The sequence below is a fragment of the Fortiea sp. LEGE XX443 genome (assembly GCF_015206815.1).
Classification (GTDB): Bacteria; Cyanobacteriota; Cyanobacteriia; order Cyanobacteriales; family Nostocaceae; genus Nostoc_B.
In genome coordinates this window covers 1-18,258 of the sequence record NZ_JADEXZ010000094.1, presented here as the reverse complement: position 1 = coordinate 18,258, position 18,258 = coordinate 1, and the positions used below count along the sequence as shown (strand labels likewise).

At 41.6% G+C, this 18,258-nt stretch carries 16 protein-coding genes and 1 pseudogene; 10 read left to right on the top strand and 7 right to left on the bottom strand.

From position 1 onward, the window contains the following. Positions 1-147: 147 nt before the first annotated feature. Positions 148-285: a hypothetical protein gene (locus tag IQ259_RS24135; RefSeq protein WP_193888550.1), complete on the bottom strand. Its 138-nt coding sequence runs from the start codon at positions 283-285 to the stop codon at positions 148-150. A gap of 17 nt (positions 286-302) precedes the next feature. Continuing rightward, positions 303-1,322: an ADP-ribosylglycohydrolase family protein gene (locus IQ259_RS24130; protein ID WP_228014750.1), complete on the bottom strand. Its 1,020-nt coding sequence runs from the start codon at positions 1,320-1,322 to the stop codon at positions 303-305. Between the two features lie 474 nt (positions 1,323-1,796). Between IQ259_RS24130 and dnaK the strand changes: the two genes are divergently transcribed. Then, positions 1,797-3,692 (top strand): molecular chaperone DnaK, encoded by a 1,896-nt coding sequence (gene dnaK, locus IQ259_RS24125; protein ID WP_193888549.1) that lies wholly within the window; start codon positions 1,797-1,799, stop codon positions 3,690-3,692. 165 nt (positions 3,693-3,857) lie between these two features. After that, a complete protein-coding gene (locus IQ259_RS24120; protein WP_193888548.1) occupies positions 3,858-4,493 on the top strand; it encodes an acetoacetate decarboxylase family protein in 636 nt (211 codons plus the stop codon). A gap of 57 nt (positions 4,494-4,550) precedes the next feature. On the opposite strand, the gene IQ259_RS24115 is transcribed toward IQ259_RS24120, so the two are convergent. Beyond that, positions 4,551-4,964, bottom strand: coding sequence for a heavy metal-responsive transcriptional regulator (locus tag IQ259_RS24115; protein ID WP_193888547.1), 414 nt, complete (start codon positions 4,962-4,964; stop codon positions 4,551-4,553). Positions 4,965-5,465: 501 nt separating this feature from the next. Between IQ259_RS24115 and IQ259_RS24110 the strand changes: the two genes are divergently transcribed. Together IQ259_RS24110 and IQ259_RS24105 are read left to right on the top strand one after the other, a co-directional pair. Beyond that, positions 5,466-8,018: a PAS domain S-box protein gene (locus tag IQ259_RS24110; protein ID WP_193888546.1), complete on the top strand. Its 2,553-nt coding sequence runs from the start codon at positions 5,466-5,468 to the stop codon at positions 8,016-8,018. Positions 8,019-8,124: 106 nt separating this feature from the next. Next, positions 8,125-10,275, top strand: a complete 2,151-nt coding sequence (locus IQ259_RS24105; RefSeq protein WP_228014749.1) for a PAS domain S-box protein — start codon at positions 8,125-8,127, stop codon at positions 10,273-10,275. Between the two features lie 11 nt (positions 10,276-10,286). On the opposite strand, the gene IQ259_RS24100 is transcribed toward IQ259_RS24105, so the two are convergent. Together IQ259_RS24100 and IQ259_RS24095 are read right to left on the bottom strand one after the other, a co-directional pair. Then, the gene (locus IQ259_RS24100; RefSeq protein ID WP_193888544.1) at positions 10,287-10,856 is read right to left on the bottom strand and encodes a Uma2 family endonuclease; all 570 of its coding nucleotides are present in this window, start codon (positions 10,854-10,856) and stop codon (positions 10,287-10,289) included. A 134-nt stretch (positions 10,857-10,990) separates the two neighbouring features. Continuing rightward, on the bottom strand, positions 10,991-12,232 hold the full coding sequence (locus tag IQ259_RS24095; protein WP_193888543.1) for a bifunctional sterol desaturase/short chain dehydrogenase: 1,242 nt from the start codon (positions 12,230-12,232) through the stop codon (positions 10,991-10,993). Positions 12,233-12,502: 270 nt separating this feature from the next. On the opposite strand from IQ259_RS24095, the gene IQ259_RS24090 reads away from it, so the two are divergent. The 3 genes from IQ259_RS24090 (at position 12,503) to IQ259_RS24080 (ending at position 14,209) form a co-directional block, all read left to right on the top strand. Then, positions 12,503-13,297 (top strand): cysteine hydrolase family protein, encoded by a 795-nt coding sequence (locus tag IQ259_RS24090; RefSeq protein ID WP_193888542.1) that lies wholly within the window; start codon positions 12,503-12,505, stop codon positions 13,295-13,297. Then, complete coding sequence (locus IQ259_RS24085) at positions 13,298-13,753, top strand: cupin domain-containing protein (RefSeq protein WP_193888541.1); 456 nt, start codon at positions 13,298-13,300, stop codon at positions 13,751-13,753. A 234-nt stretch (positions 13,754-13,987) separates the two neighbouring features. After that, positions 13,988-14,209 carry a hypothetical protein gene (locus IQ259_RS24080; protein ID WP_193888540.1) on the top strand — a complete coding sequence of 74 codons (222 nt, stop codon included), beginning with the start codon at positions 13,988-13,990 and terminating at the stop codon, positions 14,207-14,209. 46 nt (positions 14,210-14,255) lie between these two features. Here the strand turns inward: IQ259_RS24080 and IQ259_RS24075 are convergent, their stop codons facing one another. Together IQ259_RS24075 and IQ259_RS24070 are read right to left on the bottom strand one after the other, a co-directional pair. Next, complete coding sequence (locus tag IQ259_RS24075) at positions 14,256-14,441, bottom strand: hypothetical protein (RefSeq protein ID WP_193888539.1); 186 nt, start codon at positions 14,439-14,441, stop codon at positions 14,256-14,258. A gap of 27 nt (positions 14,442-14,468) precedes the next feature. Next, the gene (locus tag IQ259_RS24070) at positions 14,469-15,278 is read right to left on the bottom strand and encodes a metallophosphoesterase (RefSeq protein WP_193888538.1); all 810 of its coding nucleotides are present in this window, start codon (positions 15,276-15,278) and stop codon (positions 14,469-14,471) included. Positions 15,279-15,487: 209 nt separating this feature from the next. Between IQ259_RS24070 and der the strand changes: the two genes are divergently transcribed. The 3 genes and pseudogenes from der to IQ259_RS24055 form a co-directional block, all read left to right on the top strand. After that, positions 15,488-16,849, top strand: coding sequence for a ribosome biogenesis GTPase Der (gene der / locus IQ259_RS24065; protein WP_193888537.1), 1,362 nt, complete (start codon positions 15,488-15,490; stop codon positions 16,847-16,849). A gap of 146 nt (positions 16,850-16,995) precedes the next feature. Next, positions 16,996-17,946, top strand: a complete 951-nt coding sequence (locus tag IQ259_RS24060; protein ID WP_193888536.1) for an energy-coupling factor transporter transmembrane protein EcfT — start codon at positions 16,996-16,998, stop codon at positions 17,944-17,946. A gap of 14 nt (positions 17,947-17,960) precedes the next feature. Continuing rightward, positions 17,961-18,258: pseudogene (locus tag IQ259_RS24055) on the top strand (aminodeoxychorismate synthase component I); the annotation flags it as partial.

Below are 18,258 nucleotides of genomic sequence, written 5' to 3'. Positions count from 1 at the left end.
GGGGGACGGTTGCGTCCCCCAATCGGGGGCTTGGGGGAAAATCCCCCAAATCTTGGCTTAGACAGACCATGATTAATTTGTACAGTGTGTAAGTCATATTGATAATTATTTTTCTAATTCTTGCTGAACTTCCTCGACACTTAAACCTTATTCCTTCGCTGTTTCTACCACACTCAATCCTAATTTCAACAACACAGGTATCATTCTCAATTTTTCTTGACGCGCACCTTCTTGTTTAGCTTCTTGATAAACTTTTGTCTGCTTCAACTCACTTAATCCAAACATACTTTCAATCTCATTACTCAATCCCAAAGTTTACCTAATGCCGCTAGTTGTTGGCTGTATTCAATCCGAATTACCCAATCTTCTGGCCATACAGCCATCCCCAAATATGCCCCAGCAAAAGCACCTGCCAAACAAGCAATAGAGTCGGAATCGCCTGCTGTGAGTGCAGCGCGACGCAATGCGGCTAATGGTTCTTCTGGAAATAACAAAAAGCACAATAGACCTGTTGCTAAAGCTTCTTCAGCAACCCAACCTTCACCTATTGCCAAGCAGGGATCTACATCGCGGTTGGGGTTAACTAATGCAGCATCAAGACGGTTAAGCACCGCCAAACATTGATCCCAGCCATGACTAATAAATTTTTCTGGTGTATCAATACCTGGACGCTGCCACAAAGAATCCAGCCAATCGGCATGATAAACTAGGCGCTGACTTAAAGCATAATTGCGGAGTTGAGCAGGCAATTTTTGTGGTTCGCCGCCCTTGACAAGATAAGTAATTGCTGCTGCGGTTAAATCTGAGGCGGCGAGGGCTGTAGGATGACCGTGAGTTAGTGCTGCTTGGAATTGAGCAACTGCCGCACGAACTGTATCATCTATTGGCAATAAACCTACGGGTACAACACGCATATTTGCACCACACCCTTTAGAGTTTGGCCTAGTTGCTTGCAGCCAAGGCAAACCTGCTTCCAGATATTCACAAGCTTGCAAGCAAGTCATTCCAGGGGCGCGATTATTGTCTGGACTGTGTAACCACTCAACAAAAGTACGTCTGAGGGCAGGTTCTAAACTAGCTACAGTTAAGTTTGTCGCAGTAGCTTCGATCAACGCCTGCCCTACTGCTAACGTCATCTGAGTATCATCAGTTACTCGTGCAGGATTGCCAACAATTTCTTGCGGCCCGTTTGGCCCAAAGCGATCGCAAATTTCTTTAACATTTAAAAATTCTGTAGCAGCACCCAAGGCATCGCCAAAGGCTAACCCAAATAAACATCCAGAGGCACGACGCATAAAAATTGAGCCTAATAAAACTGGCATTTCTTAATTACAGTATTAATACATAAATATTACAAAAACCGCTGTAGACTAATATCCGCGTTTTAACTGAATTAATCAAGCAATAGCTCCTTTTTTAGCCGATTTATTCTCTGTACATCTAGAGTTAATGTTGTTTAAAGACGGCAAACACCACATTATCATTACGGTTCACCCTAATTACTCGATGTATTAATTCTCATAAATTAGACAAAGTGAAAGCAAATTAATCCATGAACCAACTAAACAAATCTTTTAAAATTAACCGTCCCATCCAAGGTTCGGGAAACCACCCTTCATGGACTGGCTATACAAGCTCAGTATATATATCAGCATAACTTGGGGCTATAACCCCAGCAAGACCGAGCTAAAGGTAATTGATGCTGAAGTGACTGCTTTCATAAACCAGTTGGTTCAAGATTTAGTCCTTTATAATCCCATTCATTCATTTGTAGTTATACGGAGCCAGCACCTAAAATGGCAAAAGTAGTTGGAATTGACTTAGGTACAACTAACTCCTGCGTCGCAGTTATGGAAGGTGGTAAACCCACGGTTATTGCTAACGCAGAAGGCTTTCGGACAACACCATCTGTTGTAGCGTTTGCCAAAAATGGCGACACTTTGGTAGGACAAATTGCCAAGCGCCAAGCGGTGATGAACCCGGAAAATACCTTTTATTCAGTTAAGCGCTTTATTGGTCGCCGCTTTGATGAAGTGACTAACGAAGCTACAGAAGTTTCTTATAAAGTGTTGAGCGGTGGCGGTAACGTCAAGCTAGACTCCTCTGGCAAACAATTTGCACCAGAAGAAATTTCGGCAAAAGTTCTCCGCAAACTAGTTGAAGACGCTAGTAAATATCTGGGTGAAACTGTCACCCAAGCTGTCATCACCGTTCCCGCGTACTTTAACGACTCTCAACGCCAAGCCACCAAAGACGCTGGTAAAATCGCCGGGATTGAAGTACTGCGGATTATCAACGAACCTACCGCCGCTTCTCTGGCTTATGGTTTCGATAAAAAGAGCAACGAAACTATCCTGGTATTTGACTTAGGTGGTGGTACATTCGACGTATCAGTACTAGAAGTAGGCGACGGTGTATTTGAAGTGTTGGCTACCTCTGGTGATACCCACCTCGGCGGTGACGACTTCGATAAAAAAATCGTTGATTTCTTAGCAGAACAGTTCCGCAAAGACGAAGGTATTGACCTCCGCAAAGACAGACAAGCACTGCAACGTCTAACAGAAGCCGCAGAAAAAGCCAAAATTGAGCTTTCCAGCGTTACTCAAGCGGAAATCAACCTGCCATTTATCACGGCTACCCAGGACGGGCCAAAGCACCTGGATATGACCCTGACTCGCGCCAAGTTTGAAGAACTTTGCTCTGACTTAATCGACCGTTCTCGGATTCCTGTTGAGAACGCGCTACGCGATGCCAAGTTAAGCAAAAACGATATCGATGAAGTAGTACTAGTTGGTGGTTCCACCCGTATTCCCGCAGTCCACGAATTGGTGAAGCGGTTGTTGGGTAGAGATCCTAACCAAAGCGTTAACCCTGATGAAGTTGTAGCAGTTGGTGCAGCTATTCAAGCAGGTGTGTTGGCTGGTGATGTTACAGGTATCTTGTTGTTAGACGTAACACCATTGTCCTTGGGTGTTGAAACCTTGGGTGGTGTGATGACTAAGATTATTCCTCGTAACACCACAATTCCTACCAAAAAATCAGAAGTATTCTCCACCGCTGTGGATGGTCAAACCAACGTAGAAATTCACGTCCTCCAAGGTGAACGAGAATTTTCTAATGACAACAAGAGTTTGGGAACCTTCCGCCTCGATGGTATTCCTCCCGCACCCCGTGGCGTACCTCAAATTGAAGTAACCTTTGACATCGACGCTAACGGTATTCTCAACGTTACCGCTAAGGATAAAGGTACTGGTAAGGAACAGTCCATCAGCATTACTGGTGCTTCTACCTTAGATAAATCTGATGTTGATCGGATGGTGCGTGAAGCCGAACAAAACGCCTCTTCTGATAAAGAGCGTCGTGAGAAGATTGAGCGCAAGAACCAGGCTGACTCTTTAGCATATCAAGCTGAGAAGCAGCTGCAAGAATTGGGTGATAAAGTTCCGGCTGCTGACAAAACCAAAGTTGAAGGTTTGGTAAAAGATTTGCGGGAAGCTGTTGCGAAGGAAGACGACGAGCAAATCACCAAGCTAATGCCAGAATTGCAACAAGCGCTATTCGCCGTTGGTAGCAACATCTATCAACAAGCTGGTGGTGCTGCGCCTGGTGCTGAACCTCAAGATGGCGGTTCTACTCCTCCTGGTGGTAGCGGTGATGATGTGATTGATGCTGATTTCACCGAAAGCAAATAATTCCTCCAATCCTCCAATGTAGTAGGGAAAGTGAGAAATTCCCTACTACTAAATATTTCCCACCCAGGCGATCGCCTGGGTGGGGATTTTTTTTATGCGGGAATTTGGTAACAAGTAATTAGGAATTCAATCAACAATTCTCAATCCCAAATTTAAAATTGCTATATGTCATATCCAGCAACACCTTGGACACTTCGAGGGAAAGCGATCGCCTCTCTACATTTGGTAAATATTAATCAAATACGCTCTCTGATTCCGCTAGAATTCCAAATTTTCTCTGTATGGCCAGGTAAAACTATCGGAGGTGTGTATTTATCCTATTACGGTCAAGGCTCAGTGTTGGAATACAGTGAGTTAATTGTTGCTCCGGCTATGGTTAGTTATCAAAATAAAATTGGTGCTTGGGTTTCGCACATTTATGTAGATAATACTGATTCAATGGCTGGTGGTCGAGAAATTTGGGGACTACCGAAGGAGTTAGCAGATTTTACCTGGGAACAAGATAAACTGATTACGGTGCGTCAGGGCGATCGCAAGTTGTGTACTCTTAACTACAGTCAGCAAAATTTAGCTTGGCGACAGCGATTTACTGGCTCAACATTCAGTGTTCGGGGTGTCGAGTTACTAAAATTTTCTGCTGAATGTGAAGCACTGTTGGGTTTGATTAGTTCACAATTAGAAGTCCCTGGAGATAGTCCTTTTTCGGATATAGGTTTAGGTCAGCCTTTTTTATCTGCGCGTGCTGAACAGATGAAATTAAAGGTTGCTCATCCAAAAGTTGTGGGACAAAGAGCAGGTTAAGTTATTTATCGGTAATATAGACTTTTAATTACTATCTCTCTACATTCTCAAACCTATTTATTCATGTTCAATAATTGGACAAATTGTTGAATGATGATTATCAGGCTTGATTTTCCAACCAGAAAGCAACCCTGATAATTCTTGTCTCAAAATCAGTAATTGTCGAATTTGTTCATCAATTGCATCTACCTTATCTTCTAGCTTAATTTTTATATGTTCACAAGGTAATTCTCCACCATCATGAACATTTAAAAATTCTTTAATTTCTAACAAACTTAATCCTAAGCTTTGAGCGCGTTTAATAAAGTGTAGTCGCGCCAAAACATCAGAGTTAAATAATCTAAATCCCCCTTCCGTTCTTCCAGATGATTTGAGTAGACCAAGTTCTTCATAGTAACGAATAGTTTTAATTGGCACGCCGCTTTCTTTGGCAACTACACCAATTTGTTTTGATTTTTCCTGAACTAACATCCTTAAAATAACCCTCAGTTATACCGTTTCACTTTAAGTTTGATACAAGTAGGTCGCAGGGGGGCAGGGAGCAGGGAGCAGGGGGAAAGAATTAAAAACCATTAATTTGTATCAAGATTTTCGTGAATTGGTATTAGACATAGTTGTTGATTTTATCCTAAACTCTCCATTTAGCTGGAGAGTCAAGGATGACAAGTATTGTATTATTATTAAAAAAACTTATCGCCTAAGCAAATTGGCTTGGGTTTCTACACACTCACCGCCGCGTTTAAAAAAGTTATAAACTTATGCAAAATAGTACTAAGCGATCGCAAACAGCAACAAACGGCATTGATTGAACTGTTCTAGCTGATTCATATGTAGCGCAACTGGTTCACCCGATTGGGTGAATGCGATCGCCCCGTCAGGAATTAACCTGAAATAAGACTATGTTTTACTTGTGTTGGCGCTCATGTTCACAGAAGCAAAATTGTCGCAATAGTTACCATCTCCTGGAAAACCATGCCAGTTGCTTGTGTATCGAAGGGTGAAAGAGTGGATGAAGCCTTAAAGTTACTACGTAAACTAGAATTTCCGTCAGAGGCGATCGCTCTGGTGGAAAAAATTGCAGCCAATTTACCAGGGATGATTTTTCAATTCCGCCAACAACCAGATGGTTCGCAGGTTGTTTTGTATATAAGTTCTGGTTGTCAAGGGTTGTCTGAACTAGAGCCAGAAGTAATCCAAGCGGACTGGCAAATGTTGTACCAACTGATACACCCCCAGGATAGAAGCAAATTTACCAAATCTCTGGCTGTTGCTTTTGCCACTTTTAAGCCTTGGTGTTGGGAAGGTCGCATCATTACCCCCAGTGGTAAACTCAAGTGGATTCAAGGAGCTTGCCAACTAGAACCACAGACAAATGGCGATATTCTGTGTAATGGCTTAGTTATAGATATTACCAATAGAAAACAAACAGAGGCAAAGTTACGAGCCAGTGAAGCGAGGTATCAAGCAATTTTGGATGCTATTCCTGATTTGATGTTTCGGATGAGCCGTGATGGTGAATATCTTGATTTGAAAGGTGACGAGATAAATCTCACTTTTACCAAGGAAGAGATAGTTGGTAAAAATATGCGAGATTTATTACCAAGTGATATAGCCTCGATTGGACAAGAAACCATTGCAAAAACTTTGGATGTTGGAACTTTGCAAACTTGCGAATATCAACTACCAACACCTATAGGAATTCGAGATTACGAAGCGCGGTTAGTAGTCAGCGGCTCTGATGAAGTATTAGCTATTGTTAGGGATATCACAGAGCGCAAACAAGCAGAAACTTCCCTGCGGAATCTGGCTCAAAAGTTTTCTAAAGCTTTTAGTTGCAGTCCTGATCCGATTTCCATTAGTACCCTCAAAGAAGGACGCTTCATCGAAGTTAACGATAGTTTTATGAAGCTATCCGGCTATGAGCAAGATGAAGTAATTGGACAGACTGCTTTTGAATTAAAAATATGGGTAAACGAAGGCGATCGCACTCAATTATTGCAAGATTTACAAACCAAGGGGGCAATTCGCAACTTAGAATTTGCTTTTCGCCGTAAGTCTGGCGAGTTACTAACAACGCTGCTTTCTGCCGATGTGATTGATTTAGATGGCGTACCATGTATCTTAGCCATCAATCACGATATTACCGCCCGCAAGCAAGCAGAAGCCCAAATGCGTTTGGCTGCACAGCGCGATCGCTTATTGACAGAAACTCTAGTAAGAATTCGGTCTTCACTAAATTTAGAACAAATTCTGCAAACTACTGTGACAGAAGTTCGGCAATTTTTGCAAACTGATAGAGTTTTTATTGGTTTGAATGATAATGAATTAAGAGCGAAAACTGTTGCTGAATCAGTAGATCCTAAATATCCATCGGTATTAGGTTGGACAACCGATGATAAAAGTTATATTCAAGAACTAAAAACTATCTTTTCAACTCATCGCGTGCGTGTAGTTGAAGATGTCACTCAAATCATAGTATCGCCTAAATTACAAGCACATTATCAAAAATTTCAGACAAGGGCGACTTTGGCTGTGCCAATTATGTTAGGCGAAGAATTATTTGGGGCTTTGATTGCCAATCAATGTTCTGGTTCTCGTTATTGGCAGCCAATAGAAATAGATTTACTCCAGCGATTATCCGAGCAGTTGGCGATCGCAATTCAGCAAGCACAACTCTACCAAGAACTTGCACAACTCAACACTAATTTAGAACGCCAAGTAGAAGAACGTACTGGCCAATTGCAGCAAAAAATGCAGGAATTAGAAAAACTGCAACAAGTAAAAGACGTGGTATTGCATACAGTTGCCCATGATCTGCGAACTACAGTCATGGGTAATTTGATGGTACTCAAGAATTTACTCCAGAATCAGGCAGTAGAGGCAAGGGAGCAGGGAGCAGGAGAGAAGATTTCCCCTTTGCCCCCTGCTCTTTGCCCCCGTGCCTCTTCCCCAATCTCCGTACCTGAGTCTGTTATCGAGCGGATGATTCAAGGCAACGATCGCCAATTGGCAATGATTAACTCTTTGCTGGATATTCATTGTTGCATAGAGCAAGGTGTTATCTTACATCCTCAGCCAGTAAATTTAAACACACTTATAGAGAGGATTATTCCTGAGTTACAACCACTGCTGCGAGATAATCAAGCAACACTTGAGAACTTGATTAGCGAAGATTTGCCATTAGTGATGACAGATCCCATGCAGTTACAAATCGTGTTGCTGACTTTGTTGATTTATAGCTTGCAACAAAATCCACCAGGATTAAACTTGTCTCTGACAGCCACCGTTGTCGAGAGAATAATGCAGATTCAAATTGAACATAACGGTGTAGCTATGAGCAAATTAGATTGCGATCGCCTTTTTGATTTATATGTGCGCGATCCGCAAGCGCCTTGTTCCACAATCCTCGGACTAAAAATGTATCTCTGTCGCCAAATTATTCAAGCACACGGTGGTGAAATTGGTGTAATTAGTAACCACAAACGGGGATTAACCTTTTGGTTCACATTGTCTGTAGCCGATTAGTCGTCAAAACTTAGCCATAAGTCACCATAATAATTAAAAGGGTGTGATTGCAGCTGGAAAATAAAAAAACACCTGCGATCGTATGGTAAAAGTTGGCAAAACACTAATGGCTACCTTATTGCAACAATTCGGAACCTGGTGGAAACAAGTTTTTTCTCAACCAAAAATAGATGTAATCACTGCTGAATATCAATCCTGGCGCACTCACTTTTTGTGGCAAAGGCTGCGCCTGTGGTTATGGCTGGCATTTATCTGTTTATTGACTTTTACTATACGAGATATTTATGACTTATTTTTTTCCTTAAAGGAATTGGCACAGCTACCAAAAACATTCAGAATTCAGGGACTAGCGATCAATTTTTCGATGCTGCTGAGTTTACTAGTTTGTTTTACTTTACATAAGACTCGCTTCGGTCATCGTCACCCAGGAAGATTATTTTTAGGAACATCTTGGTCAGTTAGCTTTGCATCACAGTTTTTTGCCACTATTAAAGGTTTTGCCTTACCTGACACTATTGGTTGGTCGCTACTGTTTCTTAGTCAAGCCATATTTATGCCAGTCCGCTGGCCTTTGCACTTAGTATCCCAGGTAAGTATCTTAGCTTATTATTTTGTTGTAAACACGGCCTTAGGATTAAAAACACTATTGCCAGAGCATCCAGAAATATATGATGTAACGTTTATTTTATATATATTTTGGTTCTGTATTATATGTGATCTGGGAGTTTACTTATACGATCGCCTGCAACGTTCTGAGTTTCATGCACGTAAAGAACTAGAGTTGGCTAATCAAAAACTAGTAATAGCAGAAGCTAAATATCGCAGTATTTTTGAAAACGCTATTGAAGGTGTTTTTCAAAGTAGTCCTGATGGTCGCTACATCACGGCAAATCCCGCACTAGCGAAGATTTATGGCTATTCATTTCCAGAAGAAGTGACAGCAAACTTTACAGATATTGAAAATCAGTTATACGTCGATCCAAACCGCCGCGCTGAGTTTGTACGTTTAATTGAAAAGTATGGGATTGTCTCAGAATTTGAATCGCAAATTTATCGCCAAGATGGCAGTATTGTTTGGATTTCGGAAAAAGCCTACGCAGTTCGTAACCCAGAGGGAAAATTGCTTTACTATGAAGGGTTAATAGAAGATATTACCCAACGCAAACAAGCCGAGGAAGCACTACAAGAACAATTAGATTTCTTGCAAGTTTTAATTAATACAATTCCTACTCCGGTTTTTTATAAGAATACCCAAGGTTTGTATCTTGGCTGTAACACGGCTTTTGAAGCAGTTCTAGGTTTGAGTAAAGAACAGATTTTAGGCAAGTCTGATTATGAACTTGCACCTAAAGAACTCGCCGACCAATACTATCACGCAGATATGACGCTGTTTGAGCAGCAACAAGTGCAAACTTATGAAAGTTTTTTGGTCTTTGCCGATCAAAGCAAACATGATGTCATATTTTACAAAGCAACTTTTTCTAAGGTAGATGGTTCCTTGGGTGGGTTGGTAGGTGTGATTTTGGATATTAGCGAACTGCAAGCCGCACTGCGCGATCGCCAGCGCACAGAAGCAGCCCTGCGAGTCTTTTTCCATGCAGTTTCTCACGACTTACGTAACCCAGTGTTGGGAAGCTTAATGGTGCTGAAGAATTTGTTGGAGAATGGGGAAGTGGGAAGTAATTTAACACCTGTACCGCGCTCAATTTTAGAACGTATGGTGCAAAGTAGCGATCGCCAATTGAATTTGATTAATTCTTTGATGGAAGCCCATGTCAATGAAGTACAAGGGTTAGTTTTGCAACGTCAACCCGTGCAGTTAGATCCGATTGTGGCAGATGCGATCGCAGATTTAGAACCGATGCTGAGAAAAAACCAAACAACTCTCATCAATTTAGTAACTACAGATTTACTATTAATCAATGCCGACCCAACACAGCTATGGCGCGTATTTTCTAACTTAATTGGCAATGCTATCAAACATAATCCGCCAGGATTGCAAGTGACAATTAACGCCATACTTGAAGGTGAGAAAATTTATTGTACCGTCAGTGATGACGGTGCTGGCATTAGTCCAGAACAAAGCCAACGACTGTTTGATTTATATTTCCGAGGTAAGAATAACCCTTATTCTTTAGGTTTAGGGTTGGGTTTATATTTGTGCAAGCAAATCATCCAAGCTCATGGTGGCGAAATCGGCGTACAAAGTGGATTGGCTAAAGGTGCAACATTTTGGTTTACACTACCAATTAGTTGAATATTATTCCATTATTCAGGAAAAAAGCACCGAATAGAACAACAAAATTCAGGTAAAAGTGGCGATGTTATTTCATCATCCCCTATCAAAGTTGCAACTAAAATTAATTGAGCATTTTCCCGCCGATAAACTTCCACTTGTTTAGTAAAGCGATCAACAATCCAATACTCACGCACGCCATGAATTGAATAAAGTTTAAGTTTTGCTTCCTTATCTCGACGCTCGTTTTGGATACCTGGAGATAATACCTCAATTACTAACTCTGGTGCGCCTGTTAAATGTCCGGCTTTGTCTTCAATTTGAGCTAATCTTTCTCGACTTACCCAAACTACATCGGGTATAACACTATCTGCTTCGGAAAAAATTAGCCCCGGAGTTATAATTGTTTCCCCTAAACCACTAAATTCTGACCAAGTATCAAGCTGGCTGAACATCTTACCACAAACTTGTTGATGGCGACGGTGGGGAGTGCGAGTTACAAACAGTTCTCCATTAATAATTTCGTAACGTGTCCACTCGTTTTCGGGTAGAACCTCGACATCGTGTATTGTCCAGCGTATTCCTTCAATAGCTTGGCTCATGATTATCCCCGTTTGGCTTGTTGCCTTTCTTTATTTAATTTTATCTGCTTGAACAAATCAAATTTAAGAATTACGAATTGTAGATGCGATCGCCCTCCAGCATCATAATAAAATGGCGATCGCGCCAATTCTGTTTAATTTGTCTTGCTAAAAACTCGGTAGTACAGCCATGTACTAGCTTCCTTAATGGGAAACAGCAAGTAAGTTAGAGGATTAATTGTCACAACAATATTGCGGAAATCCCTTACTGCCAAAAATAGAATAACACGAGCTACTTGTGGTGCTGACATCACACCATAAGGATTAAGTTGACTTTTAAACGGGCCGAGGATTAACTTGCGAATAATGCAATGGCCTTCCAAGCGTTTGAGAGTAACGATATTTCCCAATGTGCGTTTACTCAGTTCATACAGCGGACTGAGGGCTGGTGATACCTCAGCCTCAGAAGTATTTACCCAGATTTCTTTAGTGGCTTTATCCTGGGGGCCTGTCACTGTTGTTAAAAATACATCCATCAAACGTAATGCCGAAAAGGTATTAACCTCATAGGAGGAATTGATGGCGTGGGGTGTGCGATCGCCGTAGACATTCACACCATGATTGATAATCAAAATATCTACTTTTGTTAGAGTATCCCGCAGTTCTGCCTCGTTGCCCAACTGCCAAGGAAGCACCATTACCCCTGGTTGGGTTACTAGTTTCTCAGGATTTGTAGTTAAGGCGAAAACCTTAGCATGGCGTTTGAGAAGTTCTGCTGTTAATGCTTGTCCCAAAGTCCCAGATGCACCGGTGATTCCAATGGTTTTACCTTTGAGAGAAAGTCCTGTACCAAGAATTTTATCCACAAGCGGAAAAACCCCACTGTAGTAGGCGTTGACATCATCAAAATGATGTCGCCAATGGTAACTACGATTCACCCACCAAATGGAAGGAATTATTTCTAAAGGGCCGGGTAAGTGGTTGTAGTCAGTATCAATTTTCCCTTGGAAATACCGCAATGATGCACCATACAAGAAGGTGCAAGCATAAGCTACCCCTAACCATAATCCCCATTGGTGGATCAATAAAGCAATTATCGTCAAGATGATTACTAAAAGAATCGACTCTACAATGTCGTGGTAAAGCTGGGAATCTTGGTAAAACTTGAGAGAAACTATCGATAAATCTCGGCGATAGGCCATATGATGCTTGTTATGCCATTTAGCCAACCAACTGACTTGATGACACAAAGCATGGTAGCTGTCTCTGAGTATCTCAGCCAGCAACAGAGAAAAAATTCCCCAAGCCGCAAACTGCAAACAGGTATTTACCAGCAGCCAATTAATCTGTAAATTTGCTTCTATCACAGCCCAGTTTTCAGCTAACATTTTTATCATGTTTTTTAGTATGCCATTATCTTAATCAATCTTTATATTCACTCTAATAAGTACCGGGATGAGTAGCGCGATCGCAAAAATCAGGTAAAAAATGTAATTTTTTCTTAGTGTTTGAGTTGCAAAAGCGGTATTAGGGGCTGAAATCATTCAAATAGCCTTGTTTTTGCGTCTTCATTCATAAAGTTCACGATTTAAACCTTAATTAAGTAATTGAATGTTCTACCGAATTTCAAGTTACAAAATAAAAAAAGGTGTTGGGTGTTGCCATTTATGAATCAGCCTCTTCGGACATTGGGAGTTGCGCCAAATGCTTGGATGGTAGATCATGCGATCGCAGATATTACTCGTCCTCCTAAAGCCCCACAAGCCGTTATTTTATCAACAGAGACTAAAACCCTACGCCTTGACTTGGCAAAAGCTGCCATCCTCGTTATTGATATGCAAAACGACTTTTGTCATCCCGATGGCTGGTTGGCGCATATTGGTGTGGATGTCACCCCCGCACGTAAACCCATTGAAACGTTAAACGGTTTACTTCCTCAACTGCGTAATGCAGGCGTTCCTGTAATTTGGGTAAATTGGGGTAATCGTCCCGACTTACTCAACATCAGCGCCGCTTCGCGTCATGTCTACAACCCCACAGGTGATGGTGTAGGCTTAGGCGATCCCTTACCTAAAAATGGTGCTAAAGTTTTGATGGCAGGTAGTTGGGCAGCAGCCGTAGTTGATGAACTACCACAGCTACCAAAAGATATCCGTGTGGATAAATACCGCATGAGTGGCTTTTGGGACACGCCTTTAGATAGTATCCTGCGTAATTTAGGAATTACTACAATATTTTTTGCTGGTGTGAATGCTGACCAATGTGTATTAACTACACTATGTGATGCTAATTTTTTAGGATATGACTGCATTTTAATTAAAGACTGTACAGCTACAACATCACCCGATTATTGTTGGTTAGCAACGTTATATAACGTCAAACAATGCTTTGGTTTTGTCACCGACTCGCAGGCGATTTTCATAGCTTTGAATCACCCTGAATTAGCAGGAGGGAGTCAATAGATGTTCACTACTAGTTGCGTAATTCCTGTTATCAAATCTCCCAAAGATTATCAAGCATATCGCATCAGTCCCCACGATACCAATCGGTTAGCAATTATCTTTGATTCGGCAAATGCTAACACTTCTTTAACCTGTTGCGTAGAAATCTTTGATGTGGGTGGACAAACACCACCCAACCGCCATCAATGGGCATTAGAATTATTTTTTGTCCTTAAAGGGGAAGGAATTGCGATTTGTGATGGCAAAAAAGTTCCCATTAAAGCCGGGGATAGTTTATTAGTACCTCCAACGGGTACACATTTGATTAAAAATACAGGTTCTAGCCGCTTGTATACATTGACAATTATGGTTCCTAATGAGGACTTTGCAGAATTAATTCGCAGTGGGACACCAGTAGAATTAGACGCGGAAGATATGGCAGTTTTTGGTAGATTAGATACTTTGATGCCTTATTGAAGAAGAATTCAGAGAATTGTAGGGTGCGTTAACGCACCCTACTGGCATTGCAAGACACAAATATGTTGTTTTTGAGTTATGAGAATCTCATCAAAAAACCAATCTCTTCCATTGTCGCCGCCTGTGCATCCAGAAGCGATCGCACCAAATCCCACTTACTCAATTTAAAATTTATACTGCTGACTGTTGACTATAATTAAATTATCAGATTATTACTAATCAAAGAATTGCTATATGCAACAATCAAATATACGTACAAAACTCTTGACAGAAATAAATCTTATTCCCGAAGAAAACCTAGAAGAATTATATAATTTCATTCATTATTTTCGAGTTGGAATAGAGGCATCTAAAGGTACACCAGAACAAACTATGCAATTCGCTGGTTGCTGGAATGATATGTCAGATGACATGTTTAATGACTTAAATGAAGAAATTATCACACGTCGCATCTAAAATAGCGACAAACTCACCTCTGTAGATTACGATAATGCGATCGCTCTTATGAACGTTGATTAACATTATTATGTTGATGCTGAATTACGGGAATCTCATCAGCAGTTAAAGTGACAACTTTTCCATCTTGCATAATGCTAATTGATTGCCCAAGTTTACGATGCCGTTCAATAGCGGCTTTAACTCCAGTATCAATTTTACTATGCAACTTCTGCATCTCTTCTTCAGTCATTTTCTACCTCTGCTTTTCCTCAATTTTTCAATTTTTCGGCGCAACCAAACTAAATACAGTAATCTCAGGACGAGCAAATAATCGCAAATGTAAACCCGTCATTCCTAAACCACGATTTGTATACAAAAACATATTTCCTACTTGATATTCTCCCAAGTAATACTTTTTAGCCAAAGGTGGAAGAACAGGCGGTTTCATAAATGGTAAACGTAACTGTCCGCCGTGAGAATGTCCTGAGAGTTGTAAGTCAAACCGTCCTGTAGCAGCACTAGTAGTAGCAAAGTCTGGTTCATGAGCTAACAGTATTGCTGCGCCTTCTTGCGGTAATTGCTGCATAACTAAATCTAGGCAGCTTTTACCCATCTGCACATCATCTACACCTGCAATATGCAGCATGGCGTTACCTCGTTTGAGGGTGTAAATATCATTGCCTAAGTAGATAATATTGCTTTGTTTTAGTGCTGTGATAATTGCTTGAGTATCATTCTCGTAATCGTGATTGCCCAAGACCGCTACAGTTTTATCTTTGGGTGTGAAGTTAGCTAAAGAAACTGTCAGCGTAGGGATTAATTGTGGTAGATTGCGTGTGACTAAATCACCTGTAATTGCGACTAAATCGGGTTTTTGTTGGTTAACAAGTCGGACTATCCGCTTTAACCGCCGGGGATTCATCCATTGATCGCGGTGAATATCACTGATTTGTACAATGCGATAGCCATTAAATTCTGATGCCAGGTTGGGTAATGTCAGTTGTAAAGAATTGATTTCAATCCAATTTGGTTCAATTAACTTAGCGTATAGTAAAATGCAGAAGCTTAGTAAGATGAACCATTTCATACATCGAAAGGCTCCTCTGCTGGCTTTTATCAACCACCTACGAGTTTTCAAGGCACAATCCTCCTTCGGCGTGACTTCTAGTTTTTTTGCGGCGCTACTGACTCAGATTTCGTGTCTAATTTTCTTTATGTAGAGAAAACTAAATAAATTCTTAAAGTCGCTAAAATAAAGAGATGTGATATAGTATTTGTTTCTCTACGCCTGGGTTTATGGGACTGCCAATTGTTGCAATTATCGGCCGGCCGAATGTCGGCAAATCTACCCTGGTTAATCGTCTCGCTGGGGAACAAACGGCGATTGTCCACGATGAACCAGGTATGACACGCGATCGCACTTACATGCCTGCTTACTGGAATGACCGCGAGTATTTGGTGGTAGATACAGGTGGTTTAGTCTTTAACGATGAAACCGAATTTTTACCCCTGATTCGTCAGCAAGCACTAACAGCGCTAACAGAAGCAAGTGCGGCTATTTTTGTGGTGAATGGTCAAACAGGGCCAACATCAGCTGATGAAGAAATCGCTGAGTGGTTGCGTCAACAACCAGTACCAGTACTGCTGGCTGTCAACAAATGCGAATCGCCAGATCAAGGCATAATTCAAGCAGCCGAGTTTTGGGAATTGGGGTTAGGAGAACCATACCCGATCTCTGCGATTCATGGCAACGGTACAGGAGAATTACTCGACGAGTTAATTAAATACATTCCCCCTGTCGGAGAAATAGCAGAAACCAACGAAATCAAAGTAGCGATCGTTGGTCGCCCAAACGTGGGTAAATCAAGCTTATTGAATGCTTTTGTTGGTGAACAAAGAGCCATTGTCAGCCCCATCTCTGGCACGACGCGGGATGCCATAGACACATTTATCGAACGAGATGGGCAAAATTACCGCATCATTGACACCGCTGGTATTCGCAAAAAGAAACATGTGGAATACGGCCCAGAATTTTTTAGCATTAACCGCGCCTTCAAAGCGATTCGCCGCGCCGACGTAGTTTTATTAGTCATCGATGCCCTTGACGGAGTTACCGAACAAGACCAAAAATTAGCAGGGCGGATTATCGAAGATGGTCGAGCTTGCATCGTGGTGGTAAACAAATGGGATGCCGTTGAAAAAGACTCCCACACTATCTACGAATACGAAAAAAATCTGCAAGAACGGCTACATTTTACCGATTGGGCATCTACTATCTATGTCAGCGCCGTAACAGGACAGCGGGTAGAAAAGATTTTAGAATTGGTAAATCAATCGGCGGTAGAACATAAACGCCGTGTGACTACATCGGTGATTAACGAAGTTTTAGAAGAAGCAGTCAGATGGCACTCACCACCAACTTCCCGCGGTGGTCGTCAGGGTAAAATTTATTATGGTACACAAGTAACCACACGACCACCGACAATTGCTCTGTTTGTTAACGAAGCTAAACGCTTCAACGACAACTACCGCCGTTATATCGAAAGACAATTCCGGCAACAACTAGGGTTTAAGGGTACACCGATTCGTTTACTCTGGCGGAGTAAAAAAGTCCGGGATGTGGAAAGTGGTAACGTTAACCGCGCAACTCGCGTTTAAAAGTGCTGAGTGCTGAGGATGGAGAGGTAAAGTGTACTAAAAGTTAAATGTCAGAGCAGAATAGACAAGAAGTTAGAAACCATAACTTCTTGTATTTTGGAAACTCCAATACTCAGCACTCATAACTCAGCACTCAGCACTTAAAAATGGATTTACTGCGATCGCTACCACTAGGCTTATACTTAGAACAACCGCAAACTTGGCTGCATAAACTCGATCCCCGCGTCAAGATTGCTTGGTTGATGAGTTTTTTAACTAGCTACAGCTTTGCTACTAACGAATGGCGAGTCTTGTTAGTAGCACTACTGATTATTTTTACCTTAGTTGCCAGAATTCCCCGCCGAGTTTGGCAGCAGCAAATGGGTTGGCTATTAACACTAGCAGTTTTAGTATTATTTATTGCAGCTATCAGCCCCGATGGCTTGGGAGTCAATTATCAGCCACGTCTCCCAGCCAATGAACAAATTTTAACTCAGCCAGCAAATAGTAAAAATTCACTCAGCACTCAGCACGCTGCTCAACTCCCGCTTCCGCTAACAGCACTCAGCACTAAAAAATACTCTTACGTCCTATTTCATCAAGGGCCAGTCAAAGTAACACGTCGTTCTTTAGATTTGGCCGTGCGTCTAAGTACAATTTTGTTTACCGTAATTTACAGCACTAACTTATATTTACTCACAACTGCACCAGAACAAATTACCGCTGCGATCGAAAGTATCATGCAGCCCTTACGCAGATTCAAGATACCTGTAACGGAAATTACTCTGACTTTAACTTTGTCATTGCGGTTTATTCCCCTGGTTTTGGAAGAAGTGCAGAATTTAATTCGTTCTGTAATGACAAGGGCAATTAATTGGAAAAAACTGGGGTTGAAAGGCGCAGTCAAAGTTTGGATGATAGTAGCAGAAAGACTGTTAGAAAATCTGCTATTACGGGCAGATCAAATGGCGAATGCGATGATGGTACGCGGTTTTACCAGTCCTAGCGAACACAAAGTACAGTGGCACGAATTACGGCTGAAAAGATGGGATTGGTTTGCGATCGCCACTTTAACTTTATTCTGGGGAGTGCGGGTAATTTCGGGTAATCAATTTTAAGCTGTTCATTCATTATGACCAAGCCTTGGCACTGGCGATCGCTCCCCTTAGAAAATCGAACTGGCTCGGAAATTTTCGCTGCCTTATTTCTTCCTACCACATCATCGAAAATTGCTACCCTGCTAGAAAGTCCTTACCCAACGCCAGCTAACCAACCCCAACTCAGCCGCTATTCCATCTGTGCAGGCGCACCTCGAATAGTCAATGGTGTACCGCAGATGTGGACACCAGCTTTAGGCCATGTTCTACCGTTCTTAGAAGAGTTACTACAGAAGGGACAAGCAGAAAACCGTTCTTCCTCTCCCCCTGCCC

Excerpts from the sequence above, each read along its gene's own strand:
- IQ259_RS24135 (WP_193888550.1), bottom strand. The coding sequence starts at position 285 with ATGTTTGGATTAAGTGAGTTGAAGCAGACAAAAGTTTATCAAGAAGCT.
- IQ259_RS24130 (WP_228014750.1), bottom strand. The coding sequence starts at position 1,322 with ATGCCAGTTTTATTAGGCTCAATTTTTATGCGTCGTGCCTCTGGATGT.
- dnaK (WP_193888549.1), top strand. The coding sequence starts at position 1,797 with ATGGCAAAAGTAGTTGGAATTGACTTAGGTACAACTAACTCCTGCGTC.
- IQ259_RS24120 (WP_193888548.1), top strand. The coding sequence starts at position 3,858 with ATGTCATATCCAGCAACACCTTGGACACTTCGAGGGAAAGCGATCGCC.
- IQ259_RS24115 (WP_193888547.1), bottom strand. The coding sequence starts at position 4,964 with ATGTTAGTTCAGGAAAAATCAAAACAAATTGGTGTAGTTGCCAAAGAA.
- IQ259_RS24110 (WP_193888546.1), top strand. The coding sequence starts at position 5,466 with ATGCCAGTTGCTTGTGTATCGAAGGGTGAAAGAGTGGATGAAGCCTTA.
- IQ259_RS24105 (WP_228014749.1), top strand. The coding sequence starts at position 8,125 with ATGGCTACCTTATTGCAACAATTCGGAACCTGGTGGAAACAAGTTTTT.
- IQ259_RS24100 (WP_193888544.1), bottom strand. The coding sequence starts at position 10,856 with ATGAGCCAAGCTATTGAAGGAATACGCTGGACAATACACGATGTCGAG.
- IQ259_RS24095 (WP_193888543.1), bottom strand. The coding sequence starts at position 12,232 with ATGATAAAAATGTTAGCTGAAAACTGGGCTGTGATAGAAGCAAATTTA.
- IQ259_RS24090 (WP_193888542.1), top strand. The coding sequence starts at position 12,503 with ATGAATCAGCCTCTTCGGACATTGGGAGTTGCGCCAAATGCTTGGATG.
- IQ259_RS24085 (WP_193888541.1), top strand. The coding sequence starts at position 13,298 with ATGTTCACTACTAGTTGCGTAATTCCTGTTATCAAATCTCCCAAAGAT.
- IQ259_RS24080 (WP_193888540.1), top strand. The coding sequence starts at position 13,988 with ATGCAACAATCAAATATACGTACAAAACTCTTGACAGAAATAAATCTT.
- IQ259_RS24075 (WP_193888539.1), bottom strand. The coding sequence starts at position 14,441 with ATGACTGAAGAAGAGATGCAGAAGTTGCATAGTAAAATTGATACTGGA.
- IQ259_RS24070 (WP_193888538.1), bottom strand. The coding sequence starts at position 15,278 with ATGAAATGGTTCATCTTACTAAGCTTCTGCATTTTACTATACGCTAAG.
- der (WP_193888537.1), top strand. The coding sequence starts at position 15,488 with ATGGGACTGCCAATTGTTGCAATTATCGGCCGGCCGAATGTCGGCAAA.
- IQ259_RS24060 (WP_193888536.1), top strand. The coding sequence starts at position 16,996 with ATGGATTTACTGCGATCGCTACCACTAGGCTTATACTTAGAACAACCG.